Origin of the sequence: Dyella sp. (assembly GCF_036568765.1) — a bacterium.
GTDB lineage: Bacteria > Pseudomonadota > Gammaproteobacteria > Xanthomonadales > Rhodanobacteraceae > GSA-30.
The window spans coordinates 1-13,306 of sequence record NZ_DATCRY010000021.1 but is presented as its reverse complement, the minus strand read 5'-3'; the positions used below and the strand labels follow the sequence as shown (position 1 = coordinate 13,306).

Sequence of the window (13,306 nt, the reverse complement as noted above, 5' to 3'; positions counted from 1 at the left end):
GTCCTTGCCTGGCTGATCTTCAACGGCTACACCGCGTCCACGCTTGCCAGCGGTACGGTGGGTCAGTTGACGTTTGCCTTCAAAGTGTCGCCCGATCTGTTGTGGCAGGGACTCAAGTGGGCGCTGGCGATCGGTTTTATCGGTGGCCTTTTTCCAGCGGTGCGCGCGGCGCGCTTGCCGGTGACAACCGCGCTACGCGAGCTATAAGCAAGCTTGGTACTACGTTTTTGTTGTGCAATAACTGCAATATCGTTTTGTGATTCGCGAAGCTGCCTTACGGTCGATGGCTTGAAAGACATGGCGGGCCGAGCAACATGTTTGGGATTTTTCCGGCAGCCCATATTCCAATAGGTGTCTAGCCTCTTCTCGCCGGCATGTGCTGGCGAGAAAGAGGAAAGACATGTCATGAAAGTATCGAAAGGACTCGGTGGGCCACTGCATGGGCTCGGGCTGGCCTTCAGTTTGGCCTTTGCGCCATCCCTGGCTATGGCATCGGAGGACGACTCCGTGCAGGTGGCGGATGTTGTCGATGTCGACCATCGCCTGAATGCGGGCCGCAATCATGTCGAACTCGCGTACCCTGGCGCACCATTTTTGCGTGTTCATTTGGTCGGCGACTTACCTCGGGACGCGTCCATCGTACTCGAAGGTGCCAATGGCGAAACACAGCACGTGGCTGCGAGAGATGTCGTCGAAAGCGGAGGCGATGGTTTTTATGCCATGACGATGGACACCGACGCCATCGATGTTCGTGTAACGGCGGCGGACGGTTCGGTAATTCGGGACGATTATGCTTTACGCATCGACAAAATCGATGTCGGGTTCGAACAGGAAGCGTCGCCTGCGCCATTTGCAGTCATCGGCGAAGATCAGCGGCGGCCGGTGGAGTGTTATCAAGTGAGCGAGCCGGCGGCTTATCGGCGTTCGCTGGCTGTTGCCCGCACTTATAGCAAGGGCAGGCTTGGCACGGCTTGGCGCGTGAGTGGCGAGAACCGCATGATGACAAATCATCACGTCATGGGTAACGCGGCCAACGCACGCGATTATGAGCTGTGGTTCGGTTATCAGGCGCCATGTGGGGGCGGTGCCGCGCGCCGGGGCGTCAAGGTGCGCGGAGGGGAACGCCTCATTGGCGATCGCGGTCTTGATTTTCAGCTCTTTACCGTGGCCGATGCCGACTTCCAGCGTATCGCCGAATTTGGATATCTTGGCTTGGACGTAGGGCCTCTTGAACCCGGCAGGGTCATCTATATTCCGCAGCACGGCGCCGGACGGCCCAGGCAGCTGGCTATCTTTGTCGATGATGGCACTCGCTGCACCATCACGAGCACGCCGAAGTCACGCGGTCAATACAAGTGCGATACGAAAGGCGGAAGTTCCGGCTCTCCCGTGATCGATGCGAATACGGGACGCGTGGTGGTATTACACAACAGCGCAGTCGGTCGCCAGAATCAAGGTCACCGGATCGAGCGAATCTGGCCGTTGATTCAGGGGCATTTCGCGAAAGGGGCGGTGCCGGAAACCAGTCCCTGATATGCCGGTCCAGCCGGGATTCAACGGATGGCTGCAAAACCCGGCATTCTGCACTCATATAAATCGCCTTTCCCCTTGGCTCGTTGGGGAGAGGCATGAGAGTGCGATTGCCGACGCTGAATGCAATCGCCCTGTATTGCCATAACGCATGTCGTTGGGTCCGCGAGTTTTCAATAAGACACTGCGTCAGACTGACAGGCGGCTATTTGAGCTTTCTTTGAACCGGTTTGCTACGGCTGTCGCAGCATGGCGCAATAAATACGATACGACGTGTGGTCGCCAAGGTAATTGTCGATATAAAATCGAGTCGCGCGATTCCAAAAAAAGGGATGCAGCACATCGGCATGGAAACGCCGAGTCGCTACCAGGTATGTCGGTGTATCCGTCACGGTATCGATCCGTGCCATTTCAATACAGGAATACGCGCTTCATGGCTGGATATCCGGCCCCATGGATCAACTTTTCGTTGCTCCCCTACCTAAAACAAAAAGGGACTTTATGAAGAAATCGCTACGTTATCTGGCCGCCTTGAGCGTATTTGCCACCGGTATCGCTTCGGCGCAGCCGACAGTCAGCGGGCTGGGGCAGGCATGGCCCAATGCACCCGATGTGAGCGCAAGCAGCAACTACCACGTCTACGTGTTTGACAAAGATGGAGTGCGTTTTATCCAGATCAATGACAGAAGCGGTCATATTCACGGCGCGGTCGCAACGGCCGAGGGCTTGTTCCTGGTATTGCCTGTCGGATCGGGTAGCAAGTTCGTGACCGAATCGACAGCGGAGGCCATGCGGCACTCCATCCCCGAAGAGCGCGTGTATTGGGACGAGCGCATTCAGATCACCGCACAGCATCAGGGCGATGGGTCTTTGCAACTGCGGGCTACGGACAAGTGCACCAATCCAGTCACTTGTAACGACACCATTCAAGCCGATCTAGACTGAACTGCCAGCAAGCTGCCGCTACGAGACATGTCTTGTGGCGGCAGCCAATCTTTCAAAGTAGCGCGAATCGAGCGTCCTTGTCTTGGCAGCACGATCTGTCGCATTCGTCCTTGAAATGTGCGGACCCGATCTTCCGCCGCTTCCCAGTCCAGGCCCGTTCCCCCTAATCGCAAGCGTACGTCGGTGAGTCGAATGGCCGTCACCCATTCGGGTTCGGTCCAGGAGCGCACACGCAGACCGACCCAGGTTTCGCCGTGAAAGACGCCCACTCTCAAACGCACGCGGACATCGGTCGGGGGAAGCTCTCGGCAGGCCTGCGCGACACATTCGCCGACAAGCCGATAGAGCGTCAAATGCGAGCCCGACGAAAGCTGTGAGAGATTGCCCGTGATATCGCACCAGTAGCGGACCCCCGCTTCTGACAAGGCCCTTGCAAAAGGTCCTTGTCGCAGGGCGGACAGTAAGTCGGTGTCGCACCATCCGGAAGGGTACAGGCCATCGGAGAGGCGAAACAGCTGATCCTGCGCGATGGCGACATGCCTTACGCACCGCCGGTCTTCCTCGGAGGCGGTAAGACTCGTTCTGCACACCATATGCTCATAGCCTACGCGGATCGACTCGCGGACTTCGTCCAGGAACTCCGCGGCCAGTTGCAGGCGCATTTCTCCCGCGGCGATGTTTTTCCGTGCCAACGCCAAAGCGTTATGCGTTTGTTCGCGTTCATGTGCCTCTTGCTGGTTCAGTGCGGTAATGCGCGAACCTAACATCAACATCGAGGTAATCGTAAAGGCGATAAATACCTGGGCCTGCAGCGCCCCGACATCGTCGGGCGAAGCCATGGTCAGGACCTCTGCGACGCTGGTCAATGCTCCGCCTACGGCTGCCCCATGCCAGCCGTGTCGTAATGCGTGAAAGACTACGGGCAGGAACATCACTACGCGTAACACTTGAAGCGTGCCTTCCGACGTTACCCGCGTGGCTGCCCATAACAGCAAGCTGACCGTCGGAATGACCAGGAAGACAGTTTCTATCAGCAGGCGGTTGTCCAGCCATTCCTGTACCCGCTTGCCGGGCGAGGGCGACGACAAGACTTCGTGCATCATGATTGCGAGCGGTACGATGGCAAGCACGCCGAGAAAGTTCTTGATGGACCACTGGGCAATGACCAAGCCGTAATCGATCTCGAAGTTTTCGGGAAGCTCGGTAATTGTCAGGCGCGTGGTGCTCATTAGCGTCCAAAGCACGGCAACCGATGTCATGGTTAACAGCAGAACTCCCATGCGGACGCTGCCGTTGCAGGGGAGCATGCGGTGCTTGTCCATGCACCAGGCGACAATGGGCATGGCGGCCAGAATCGGCGTCGGGAACACGATGAAGATGGCCCATAGCAGTCCGAATTCGTCGACGCATGTGGCCGCCAGATGGGTCAGAGGTAAAAACTCGCCGATCGCCAACGCGGGCCAGTAACGTCTAGGCACAAAGATGAGTGTGGCGAGCCTGATGCCGGAATAAAGTGCCCAGTACGGGAAAGGGAGCGTTCTTACTAATCCGTAAACGATGGCGTAAGTGAAGGCTACGATAGCGTGCCGCGGCCACGTGGACATCCATGTTCCTTGCATTCGCTTTCCTCTCTACATGCTCCATGTCGATACGGAAGCGCGCTACGCTTTCGTTCGATCCTTCGCACGGGATTTCAAGGAAAAGTAATACAGCAACGCGCGCTATCCGCGAATTGGTTTTTCTTTGTGGTGGGCTTTTGTGGCACGCATCACACTGAGGGCCACGACGACCCGGCCGGGAGCGCCATGGTACCGGTACTAAGGCATCGCTGGCGGCACATATTGCAGGGTTTGCCCAAGCAGCCAAAGCAAGGCGAGCACGAGCGGAACGTGCACCAGCAGCTGGATAAAGGTAAACCCGACGACATCGCGTGCCTTCAGGCCAAGCACGCCGAGCAGCGGCAACATCCAGAACGGATTGATCAGGTTCGGCAAGGCTTCGGCGGCGTTGTATACCTGCACGGCCCAGCCGAGGTGTACATGCAGGTCGTTAGCCGCCTGCATGACATACGGCGCCTCCACCAGCCACTTGCCGCCGCCGGATGGGACGAAGAAGCCCAGAATGGCCGAATAGGCACCCATGACCAGCGTAAATGTATCGGTCGAGGCGATATTTACGAATACATCGGACAAACGATGTGCCAGCGTTTCGCCGCTGCTGCCTGGCGCATGCGTCAATAACTGCGCAATGCCGCCGTAGAGAGGGAACTGGATCAGAACGCCGGCAGTGCTGGGCACCGCGCGTGCCACCGCATTCAAGAAACTGCGTGGCCGCCAATGCAGGAGCAGGCCCAAGGTGAGAAAGAGAAAGTTATACGTATTGAGATTGGCAATGGCGATAACCGCCGGTTTGCTGGCGAATTCGTAGCCCAACCAGCCCAGGCCCAGCAAAGCGATCGACACCGACAGCAAGGGGCTGTACTCGAGCCATTCGCCAGGGCGCGTACGCGGCGGCAATATCGGAGCGTCGGCTTCCGCGATACCGAAATCCTTCGCGGTGCGCGCGCTGTCACCCGGAGGCGCGGTGAACCAGCAGATCAGCAAGGAGACAAGGATAAGTACGCCAGTCAGCAGCAGCGACTGCCAGAGGAAGATGGTCTGGCTGAAAGGTAATACGCCCGTGATTTTCAACAGCCCGGGCGGCATGCTCGCGGGGTTGGCCTGCAACTGCGCCGCCGATGAGGACAGCCCCATGGCCCACACCGCGCCGAGCCCAAGATAAGCCGCTGCTCCCGCAGCTCGATAATCCATGCGCAGGTCTTCCCGTCGAGCCAGCGCACGTACCAGCAGGCCTCCGAACACGAGCGAAAAGCCCCACGACAGCAGGGAGGCGAGCATGCTGAGCAAGCCTACGTAACAGATTGCTGCACGGCCGCTGCGTGGCGCGCGCGCCAGCCAGTCGATCAGGCGTGCGACCACCGGTGCGGTCGCGACCACGTAGCCACCGATGACCACGAAAGCCATCTGCATGGTGAAGGGAATCAGGCTCCAGAAGCCGTCGCCGAAAGCGGTCACCGTCACTTGCGGCGTAGCGCCGAAGGCCAGCACGGCGACAGTGACGATGAGCACGCCCAGCGCAGCAAAGATCCAGGCGTCCGGGAACCAGCGTTCCGACCAGGCGGCACTGCGCAGGGCGGCACGGGCAAGTAAGCCTTCTCGAGTCTTCATGCGGACTCCACGGTGATGACGCGCAAACGCGATGTTCGCCGCTGCGTAAAGGCGGAGCAACCCGACTTAGGTCTCACTGGATGGCGGACCGGCCGGCGTCATCTACCGGCTGCGGCGCGCTGGCGGAATAGCGTCATCAGGCCGACGCCGACCAGGATGACCGCCATGCCCAGCAGATCCAGTGCATGTACGCTTTCGCTGGCCAGCAGCGCGCCGAAGATCACCGCCACTGGCGGATTGACGTAGGCGTAGCTGCTCGCGATCGCCGGCCGTGCGTGCCTGAGCACATAGAGGTAGGCGCTGAAGGCAACAATGGAACCGAATACCACCAGGTAGGCCAGGGCGAGCGTGGCGGGCAAGGTAGGGTGGTTCGGAAATTTCTCGCCAGCGAGGAAGCCGGTCAGCAATAGCGCGAGGCTGGCGCAGAGCATCTGTGCCGTCGTGTTCATGGGGCCGGCAGGCATATCCTGCTTGCGGCTCCAGGCCGAACCGAAGGCCCAGCAGATCGCTGCGATAATTAGCGTCAACGCACCGAGCGGCGAACCGGAGAGGCTGCCGCCGAGGTTGAGCACCACGACGCCGACAAAGCCGATGACCAGGCCGATCACTTCCATCTTCGACGGCCATTCGCCGTACATACCGGCAAACAGTGCGATAAACAGCGGCACGCACGCTACGGCCACTGCTGCGATGCCCGAGCTGACATGCTGCTCGGCAAAGCACACCAGACCGTTGCCGAAGCCTAGTAGCAGCACGCCGGTGACCGCCGCATTGCGCCATTGCCGGCGCGTGGGCATCGCCACGCCACGCAGGCGCAGCACGCCGAGCAATAGCAGGCCAGCGATCAGGAAGCGCAGGCCGGCAAGCAGGAACGGCGGATAGCTTTCCAGCGCAAAGCGAATGCCTAAATACGTCGAACCCCAAATGATGTAAAGCGCAAACAGCGCCAGCGGCACCATCGTGCGCGTATCGGCAAACCAACCCAAAGCGCCGCGAGAGGCCGCGGAGGAGATCGAATCGTTAGCCATGATGGCGCATATCAGTCGGGGACCGTAAGAGTTTACCTGTTTGCCTACGCTAGTTGGGGCAAGGCGCTGGCACCATCGCAGCGTATGCGAGGCAGGCTTGAAACCGCCTCAAGCCTGCCTGGCACATGCTGCCGCGACAGCCGCCTGCCTCATTTCATGGGTCGCTGCCGTATTCCTCTCAGCCTGCCTTGCGCTGCCTTTCGTTCATGCGCCGCTGCTCGCGCGCGAGCAAGTCACGCTTACGGTCCACTCCCCAGCGCCAGCCGCCCAGACTGCCGTCTTCGCGTACCACGCGGTGACACGGCACGATCAGCGCCAGACGGTTATTGCCGCAAGCCTGACCGATGGCACGCGCACCACCGGGCAACCCCAACTCGCGCGCCAGTTCGCCATAACTCTTGGTAGTACCGGCAGGGATCCGTGTCAGGGCCTCCCAGACACGCCACTGGAATGCCGTAGCGGCGACATCCAGCGGCGGCATGGTCGTAGCCGTCGCATCGCGCCAACCCAGCTCGCCGGCAATGTGTGCGATGACCGCATCGAGCCACTCCTCGCGGCCTTCGTCGACACGCTCCCGTGTCGCCAGCGGAAACTCCGCAGACAGGCGCGATTCCAGCTCCGTGTCGTTCTCACCCAGCGTGACCGAGCAAATGCCGCGCGTGGTGGTCGCCACCAGCAGACGGCCCAGCGGCGTCGCGGTGGTGGTGTAACGGATGTCTGCGCCCGCACCGCCCGCGCGATAGCTGGCTGGCGTCATACCGAACAGTCGGTCGCTGTGTTCATAGACTCGGCTGCCGGAGCCGAATCCGGCGTCATAGACTGCTGCGGTCACTTGTGCGCCCTCGCGCAAGGCGGCCTTGAGCTGGTCGAAGCGGCGCGCTCGGTGGTATTCGGCGGGGCTGACGCCATAGCGGCGGCGAAACGCGCGTTGCAGATACGTCGGGCTCAGCTTCACCGCATCGGCGAGCTGTTGCAGGCTCGGGGCCTCGTCGGCGGACTCGATCAGCGTGCGAGCGCGTTCCAGGGCGGTATCGGTTTGCGAACTACGCGCGGTCATGGCGGCATCCTTTAGCGAATGCCGTCAGACTAGTGGCGAGGGTCCGGACGGACTATCCGGATATTGTTCTTAGCGCGCGGCGTGGTGGCGCGACTGGTGCAGGACAACGAATTCGCCCTCGAGCACTTCCGGCTGGCGGGTGGGCGCAGCTGCCGAAGCAGGCTTGCGGGCGCGGTTCCACTGGCGCAGCGCCAGTACCATAGCGCCGCCCAACAGCAGCACGGATGCCACCACGAGACCGAACACCAGCAGCACACCCAATACGGCGATACCGATCACCAGCGACAACGCGCGTGCCAGCGGATGGCGCTGGCGGCGGGACGGGCCGAAAACCGAATGCAGGCGCGAGAAAAACGGCATTGTTAAAAATCCGTATGGTAAAATCAACGACTTACGAGCGTAACGATGGGGCTTTAAAGCCCAAGAGGCAAGTGCCGATGGAACCAGTCATACCCGCGCAGGCTCTATGCCGGCTCGACGATATCCCTGATAACGAGGCGATCGCGGTAGATATTCGCATCGATGACGAGCTGGACAATGTCATCCTGCTACGCCGCGGTAACGATGTTCGCGCTTACTTTAACGTATGCCCGCATGCGGGGAGGCGCCTGGACTGGGCGCCGGGTAAATTCCTGGTGAAAGACGGTGTGTTGATCTGCGCCGCCCATGGTGCGAGCTTCCAGGCCGAGAGTGGCGTGTGTATCGGCGGTCCCTGCCGTGGGGATCGGTTGCGTGCTGTGAGCGTCGCGGTGAGCGGGGAGGATGTGGTGCTGGCGTGATCCAGGGGCGAGTGAAAACGAGTGAGTGCAGAGTCGGCTTTCTCTGACTCCTCACTTCTCTCCACTTACTTCTCCACGCGGGCGTCCTGTCAGCGGAACATCAAGTTGATAGCGATCAGCGTCACCGCCAGCACGACCAGCGTCAAGGGAAAACCGACGCGCAGGAAATCCTTTCCGCGATAGCCGCCGGGGCCGGCGATCATCATCAACGCAGGATGCCCCGAGCTCAGCAGGAAGGTGTTGGACGAGGACACCGCGACGATCAGCGCATACGCCGACGGGTTGCCGCCAGTCGCAACCGCCACGCTGATAGCGATCGGCACCATCATGACGGTAGCGCCGACATTGGACATGACCTGCGAAAACAGCAAGGTCAGCACGGCGAGCGAGAGCTGCAGGACCCAGGGCGAGGCGTTGCCCAGGTGCTGCAGCACTTCCTGTGCGATCCACGCCGCGGTGCCGGTAGCGTCCATCGACCAGCCCAGTGGAATCAGGCACGCGGTGACGAAGATGGTCTTCCAGTTGATCGCCTTGTAGGCCTCGTCCATGTTGAGCACGCCGGTCAACAGCATGCCGACCGCGCCGGTCATCATCGCGACGGACAGGTCGAGGTTGGTGAACAGCGCAAGACACTTGGCGAGCACGAAGAAGCCGACGGCTTGCCAGATCTTGCCAGGCCGTTGCTCTTCCTTCGGGATATCGGTAACCACAACCAGATCGCGGTCTTCGGCCGCCAGCGCCAGGTCGCGCCAGCTCGAATGCAGCACCAGGCTGTCACCGGCGCGCAGACTGACGCTGCGTAGATCGTCGCGAAAGACCTGATCGCCGCGATTCACGGCGAGTACGGAAACGCCGTAACGCTTGCGCAGTCGTAATTCGCCGACGCTCTGCTTGATAAAGCGCGAACTCGGTGGGATGACCGCTTCGGAAATGCCGGCACGGGTCGGATTGAACAGCTCGCCCAGTTGGCGCATGCGCGGCGAAAGCTTGCACAACTGATTATTAGCGAAGTGATTGAGCTGCTCGCGCGGTCCCAGCACGCCAAGTACCGAGCCGACCCAGATGACATGGTCCGCCGGCGGCGCCATGCGCGCCTCGGTACCGCTCTTGATCGCCAGGATGAGCGGCGCGCCATACAGCTGTTCGACCTCGCCGATGCTCATGCCGACCAGCGGGCTTTCCGCCGTGACGGTCAGTTCGGCGGTTTCACCGACGATGCCATAGGTTTCGGCGAAGTAGCTTTCGGTGCGCCCGGGGGTCACCTTGAGGCGTTCGTCCTCGCGCTCGGGCAGCAGCTTGCGTGTGAAGAAGTAGAAATACAGCACGCCGATCAGGGCTAGCACCAGGCCGATCGGTGTCACGCTGAACAGGCCGAATTTCGGAATCGTATGCGCGCCTGCGGGCAGGTTGGCGTTGGCGCTGGCAATCAGGTCGTTGAGTACGATCAACGGCGAGTTGGCGATCAGCGTGGTGTTGGTGGCGGTCAGGATGCAAAACGCCATCGGCAGCAAGAGGCGCGAGATCGGCACGCCGGTGCGTGCGGCCAGCCGGCTGGTGACCGGGATCATCAGCGCGGCCAGGGCCTGGCTGGGGATGACCGCGCTGAACAAGCTCGTGACCAGGTTGATCACCACGCCCAGACGCGACTCCACGCCACGGGCCATGCGCATGACGAAGTTGGCCGTGAGGGCGAGCACGCCCGCGCGATCCAGGCCGGCGCCCATGATCATGATCGCGATGATGGCGATCACCGCGTTGCCGGCGAAGCCATTGAAGACACGGTCGGAAGGAATCAGGCCGGTCAGGCCGATCACCACCACGACCAGCAGCGCCACCATGTCGGCGCGAATCCATTCCAGCACCAGCATCAGCATGGTGAAGCCCACCAGCCCGAGCACCAGGATCATTTCGGGGGTGAGCGACAGGCCCACTAGCGGACGCCTCTGCGCGACGGCCTGTCAAGAATGAGGTGGTTGTGCACTGGATGGCCCACGTAGCGACGCTTCCCTGTTTGCCCGGGGAGTATAAGCGCGCAGGGCTGCGATCTGGTGAATCCAGGAGTACCGAGGGGAACGAGTGAAGAGGAATGAGCAGCGAGTAAAAGCGAGGCTTCGATCAGCGACGCTCTCTACTCCTCTTCAATCACTTCTAAACCGGCATCTCTCGCCGATACAGCAAGTCCCACACCCCGTGCCCCAGTTTCAAGCCGCGCCGCTCGAAGTGCGTCTCGATTCGCCAGTCGGGCTTCTCGGCGTATTGGCCGGGACCGATATCGTTGCGCCAATCCGGTGCCGACTCCATCACCTCGAGCATGTGCTCGGCATAGGCCTGCCAGTCGGTCGCCAGGTGCAGCAGGCCGTTCGGCGCCATGCGCGAGGCGAGCAGGGCGACGAAATCCGGCTGGACGATGCGGCGCTTGTTGTGGCGCTTCTTGTGCCAGGGGTCGGGAAACCAGATACGCGCTTCGGCCAGCGTGCCCGGTGCGATCTCGTGTTCCAGCACTTCGACCGCGTCGTGCTTGTATAGCCGTACGTTGGAGGCGTCGCGTGCGGCCAGCGCATTCATCAGGCGTCCGACGCCGGGACCGTGGACCTCCACTCCGATGAAATCGCGCGCCTGATCGTGCTCGCTCGCCCAGGCCAGGGCTTCGCCGTTGCCAAAGCCGATCTCCAGCACCAGCGAGGCCGCGCGACCGAAGCGCTCGGCAAAATCCTGTGCCCGGCCGGTGTAGTCGATGCCGTAGCGCGCCCAGTGGTCGTCGAACGCGCGCTGTTGCGCCGGCGTCATGCGGCCCTCGCGCAGGACGAAGCTGCGGATGCGGCGAAAGCGTTCGGGGGTGTCGGTCATGGGGCAGGGGCGAGGGGTGAGTAGCGAGGGCGCATAGTGTAACGGTGCGCCACGGGGTGGGAGGCGGACAGCAGGGCAAGTTCGATGGACAGGGCTGGCTCACATCCACAGTAGTACTGCTGTGCGCCTGGGAGTCGCGGTAGCACCCATGGATGCGCCCTCGCTACTCGCCCCTCGCCCCTAAAAATGCCGCCTACCCTAAAGCTCAGCCAATCACCCCATCGACCGGACTCGACGCCGAAGCGAAGCGCTTGCGCGGAATGCGCCCGGCCTTGAACGCAGCACGCCCGGCCTGGATAGCCAGCTTCATCGCATGGGCCATCAGCACCGGATCTTGCGCGCCGGCGATAGCGGTATTCATCAGCACGCCGTCGCAACCTAGTTCCATCGCGATGGCCGCATCGGAGGCAGTACCGACACCAGCATCGACAATGATCGGTACCTGCGCGTTCTCGATGATTTCGAGCAGGTTGTAGCGGTTCTGGATGCCCAGGCCCGAGCCGATCGGCGCAGCCAGCGGCATCACCGCGACGCAGCCGATCTGCTCCAGCCGCTTGGCCAGGATCGGATCGTCGCTGGTGTAGACCATCACGTCGAAACCGTCCGCGACCAATTGCTCGGCAGCTTTGAGCGTCTCGACCACATCGGGGAACAGCGTGCGCTGATCGCCCAGTACTTCGAGCTTGACCAGCTTGTGACCGTCCAGCAGCTCACGTGCCAGCTTGCATGTGCGTACCGCATCGGCGGCGTTGTAGCAGCCGGCCGTATTCGGCAGCAGGGTGAACTCACTGGGCGGCAGTGCGTCGAGCAAGTTGGGCTGACCGGCTTCCTGGCCGATATTCACCCGGCGGATGGCCACGGTGACGATCTGCGCGCCGGCCGCTTGCGAGGCGCGACGAGTCTCGTCGAAATCCTTGTACTTGCCGGTACCGGTGAGCAGGCGCGATGCGTAGCTCTTGCCGGCAATGATCAGCGGGTCAGCGGCGTCGACGGTTTTGATATTCATGGTCTTTGAAGGCGCATTCGGGCAGCCGGCGTACCGGTCCGCTTGGGGAAAGTTACGGGAGTCGAAGAGCTCAGCCGCCGCCGATGGCGTGGACGATCTCGACCAGATCGCCTTCGCCGAGTACATAGCGAATGTGCATGCTGCGCGGAACGATCTCGCGGTTGACCTCGACCGCCACCCGGCGATCGCCGTAACCGGCTTCCTGCAACAACTGGGCGACGGTAATGGCTTGAGCGCAGTCGCGTGGACTGCCGTTGAGCATGATTTGCATCCCGCTATTGTAGCCCTATCGGCCGTGACGGACACGGCTAGGCTACCCCCTGACGCCAGCGCCCCGGCCTGGGCCGGGGCGCTTCTGAGGTCAGTGACGATCGTCGTGATCGTTGCGGGGCGGTGGCGCCCGGTGCTCCTGTGGCGCCTGGCGCGGTTGTTCGCGCAGGGGCTGTGGCGGCGCCATCCGCTCGATGCGCTGTTGCGGTGCAGGCTGCTGGAAACCGCCTTGCGGCCGCTCGAAGTTCCGTTGCGGTTCTTGACGTGGCGGCTCCATGTTTCGCTGCGGCTCCGATCGCGGTGCGTCGAAGTTCGGTCGCGGCCGGTTGTCGTCCCGCTCGAAGCGCTGCTGCGGCATGGGACGATTGGCTTCGGGCGCGGCTTCCTGGCGTTGCGGCGCGGCACGGTTGAACTGCGGCACATTCGGCAGCTCGCGCGGCGCGACCGCCGGTGCCTGCCCTCCGGCACGAGCTCGGTCTTCCTGCGCATTGGTGATGAAGCTCGCGCCAGGACGAGGATTGGCGTTGTTCTCCGGTTCGATCCGATTGCGCCATCCACCGCGATCCTGTCCGCGGTCCTGAGCTTGCCCTGCCTCGGCGGGGCGGGCGAAACGTGCC

General features: G+C 61.8%; 12 protein-coding genes and 2 pseudogenes. 4 read left to right on the top strand and 10 right to left on the bottom strand.

Annotated features, from left to right (window positions below):
• The 3 genes and pseudogenes from VIM98_RS01730 to VIM98_RS01720 all read left to right on the top strand — a co-directional run.
• Positions 1–207 (top strand): annotated as a pseudogene (locus VIM98_RS01730) (ABC transporter permease); the annotation flags it as partial.
• Between the two features lie 198 nt (positions 208–405).
• Complete coding sequence (locus VIM98_RS01725; protein ID WP_331991362.1) at positions 406–1,533, top strand: serine protease; 1,128 nt, start codon at positions 406–408, stop codon at positions 1,531–1,533.
• Between the two features lie 498 nt (positions 1,534–2,031).
• On the top strand, positions 2,032–2,475 hold the full coding sequence (locus VIM98_RS01720) for a hypothetical protein (RefSeq protein WP_331991361.1): 444 nt from the start codon (positions 2,032–2,034) through the stop codon (positions 2,473–2,475).
• Here VIM98_RS01720 and VIM98_RS01715 read toward each other — a convergent pair.
• From VIM98_RS01715 to VIM98_RS01695, 5 genes are all read right to left on the bottom strand, one after another.
• Positions 2,457–4,079 (bottom strand): MASE1 domain-containing protein, encoded by a 1,623-nt coding sequence (locus VIM98_RS01715; RefSeq protein ID WP_331991360.1) that lies wholly within the window; start codon positions 4,077–4,079, stop codon positions 2,457–2,459. The genes VIM98_RS01720 and VIM98_RS01715 overlap by 19 nt on opposite strands.
• Before the next feature lie 213 nt (positions 4,080–4,292).
• Positions 4,293–5,702 carry a short-chain fatty acid transporter gene (locus tag VIM98_RS01710; protein ID WP_331991359.1) on the bottom strand — a complete coding sequence of 470 codons (1,410 nt, stop codon included), beginning with the start codon at positions 5,700–5,702 and terminating at the stop codon, positions 4,293–4,295.
• A 98-nt stretch (positions 5,703–5,800) separates the two neighbouring features.
• A complete protein-coding gene (yedA, locus tag VIM98_RS01705) occupies positions 5,801–6,730 on the bottom strand; it encodes a drug/metabolite exporter YedA (RefSeq protein WP_331991358.1) in 930 nt (309 codons plus the stop codon).
• Positions 6,731–6,908: 178 nt separating this feature from the next.
• On the bottom strand, positions 6,909–7,787 hold the full coding sequence (locus VIM98_RS01700) for a methylated-DNA--[protein]-cysteine S-methyltransferase (RefSeq protein ID WP_331991357.1): 879 nt from the start codon (positions 7,785–7,787) through the stop codon (positions 6,909–6,911).
• A 69-nt stretch (positions 7,788–7,856) separates the two neighbouring features.
• Positions 7,857–8,147 carry a hypothetical protein gene (locus VIM98_RS01695; RefSeq protein WP_331991356.1) on the bottom strand — a complete coding sequence of 97 codons (291 nt, stop codon included), beginning with the start codon at positions 8,145–8,147 and terminating at the stop codon, positions 7,857–7,859.
• Positions 8,148–8,224: 77 nt separating this feature from the next.
• Here VIM98_RS01695 and VIM98_RS01690 point away from each other — a divergent pair, with 77 nt between their 5' ends.
• Positions 8,225–8,566, top strand: coding sequence for a Rieske (2Fe-2S) protein (locus tag VIM98_RS01690; protein WP_331991355.1), 342 nt, complete (start codon positions 8,225–8,227; stop codon positions 8,564–8,566).
• Between the two features lie 89 nt (positions 8,567–8,655).
• Here the strand turns inward: VIM98_RS01690 and VIM98_RS01685 are convergent, their stop codons facing one another.
• From VIM98_RS01685 to VIM98_RS01665, 5 genes and pseudogenes are all read right to left on the bottom strand, one after another.
• On the bottom strand, positions 8,656–10,473 hold the full coding sequence (locus VIM98_RS01685; RefSeq protein WP_331991363.1) for an SLC13 family permease: 1,818 nt from the start codon (positions 10,471–10,473) through the stop codon (positions 8,656–8,658).
• Positions 10,474–10,714: 241 nt separating this feature from the next.
• The gene (trmB, locus tag VIM98_RS01680; protein ID WP_331991354.1) at positions 10,715–11,413 is read right to left on the bottom strand and encodes a tRNA (guanosine(46)-N7)-methyltransferase TrmB; all 699 of its coding nucleotides are present in this window, start codon (positions 11,411–11,413) and stop codon (positions 10,715–10,717) included.
• Positions 11,414–11,618: 205 nt separating this feature from the next.
• Complete coding sequence (locus VIM98_RS01675) at positions 11,619–12,419, bottom strand: thiazole synthase (protein WP_331991353.1); 801 nt, start codon at positions 12,417–12,419, stop codon at positions 11,619–11,621.
• A 70-nt stretch (positions 12,420–12,489) separates the two neighbouring features.
• Complete coding sequence (thiS, locus tag VIM98_RS01670; RefSeq protein WP_331991352.1) at positions 12,490–12,690, bottom strand: sulfur carrier protein ThiS; 201 nt, start codon at positions 12,688–12,690, stop codon at positions 12,490–12,492.
• Between the two features lie 90 nt (positions 12,691–12,780).
• Positions 12,781–13,306: pseudogene (locus VIM98_RS01665) on the bottom strand (hypothetical protein); the annotation flags it as partial.

What these genes read in the sequence shown, in the direction of transcription:
- VIM98_RS01725 (WP_331991362.1), top strand. Translation starts at nt 406, where the DNA reads ATGAAAGTATCGAAAGGACTCGGTGGGCCACTGCATGGGCTCGGGCTG.
- VIM98_RS01720 (WP_331991361.1), top strand. Translation starts at nt 2,032, where the DNA reads ATGAAGAAATCGCTACGTTATCTGGCCGCCTTGAGCGTATTTGCCACC.
- VIM98_RS01715 (WP_331991360.1), bottom strand. Translation starts at nt 4,079, where the DNA reads ATGTCCACGTGGCCGCGGCACGCTATCGTAGCCTTCACTTACGCCATC.
- VIM98_RS01710 (WP_331991359.1), bottom strand. Translation starts at nt 5,702, where the DNA reads ATGAAGACTCGAGAAGGCTTACTTGCCCGTGCCGCCCTGCGCAGTGCC.
- yedA (WP_331991358.1), bottom strand. Translation starts at nt 6,730, where the DNA reads ATGGCTAACGATTCGATCTCCTCCGCGGCCTCTCGCGGCGCTTTGGGT.
- VIM98_RS01700 (WP_331991357.1), bottom strand. Translation starts at nt 7,787, where the DNA reads ATGACCGCGCGTAGTTCGCAAACCGATACCGCCCTGGAACGCGCTCGC.
- VIM98_RS01695 (WP_331991356.1), bottom strand. Translation starts at nt 8,147, where the DNA reads ATGCCGTTTTTCTCGCGCCTGCATTCGGTTTTCGGCCCGTCCCGCCGC.
- VIM98_RS01690 (WP_331991355.1), top strand. Translation starts at nt 8,225, where the DNA reads ATGGAACCAGTCATACCCGCGCAGGCTCTATGCCGGCTCGACGATATC.
- VIM98_RS01685 (WP_331991363.1), bottom strand. Translation starts at nt 10,473, where the DNA reads ATGATCCTGGTGCTCGGGCTGGTGGGCTTCACCATGCTGATGCTGGTG.
- trmB (WP_331991354.1), bottom strand. Translation starts at nt 11,413, where the DNA reads ATGACCGACACCCCCGAACGCTTTCGCCGCATCCGCAGCTTCGTCCTG.
- VIM98_RS01675 (WP_331991353.1), bottom strand. Translation starts at nt 12,419, where the DNA reads ATGAATATCAAAACCGTCGACGCCGCTGACCCGCTGATCATTGCCGGC.
- thiS (WP_331991352.1), bottom strand. Translation starts at nt 12,690, where the DNA reads ATGCAAATCATGCTCAACGGCAGTCCACGCGACTGCGCTCAAGCCATT.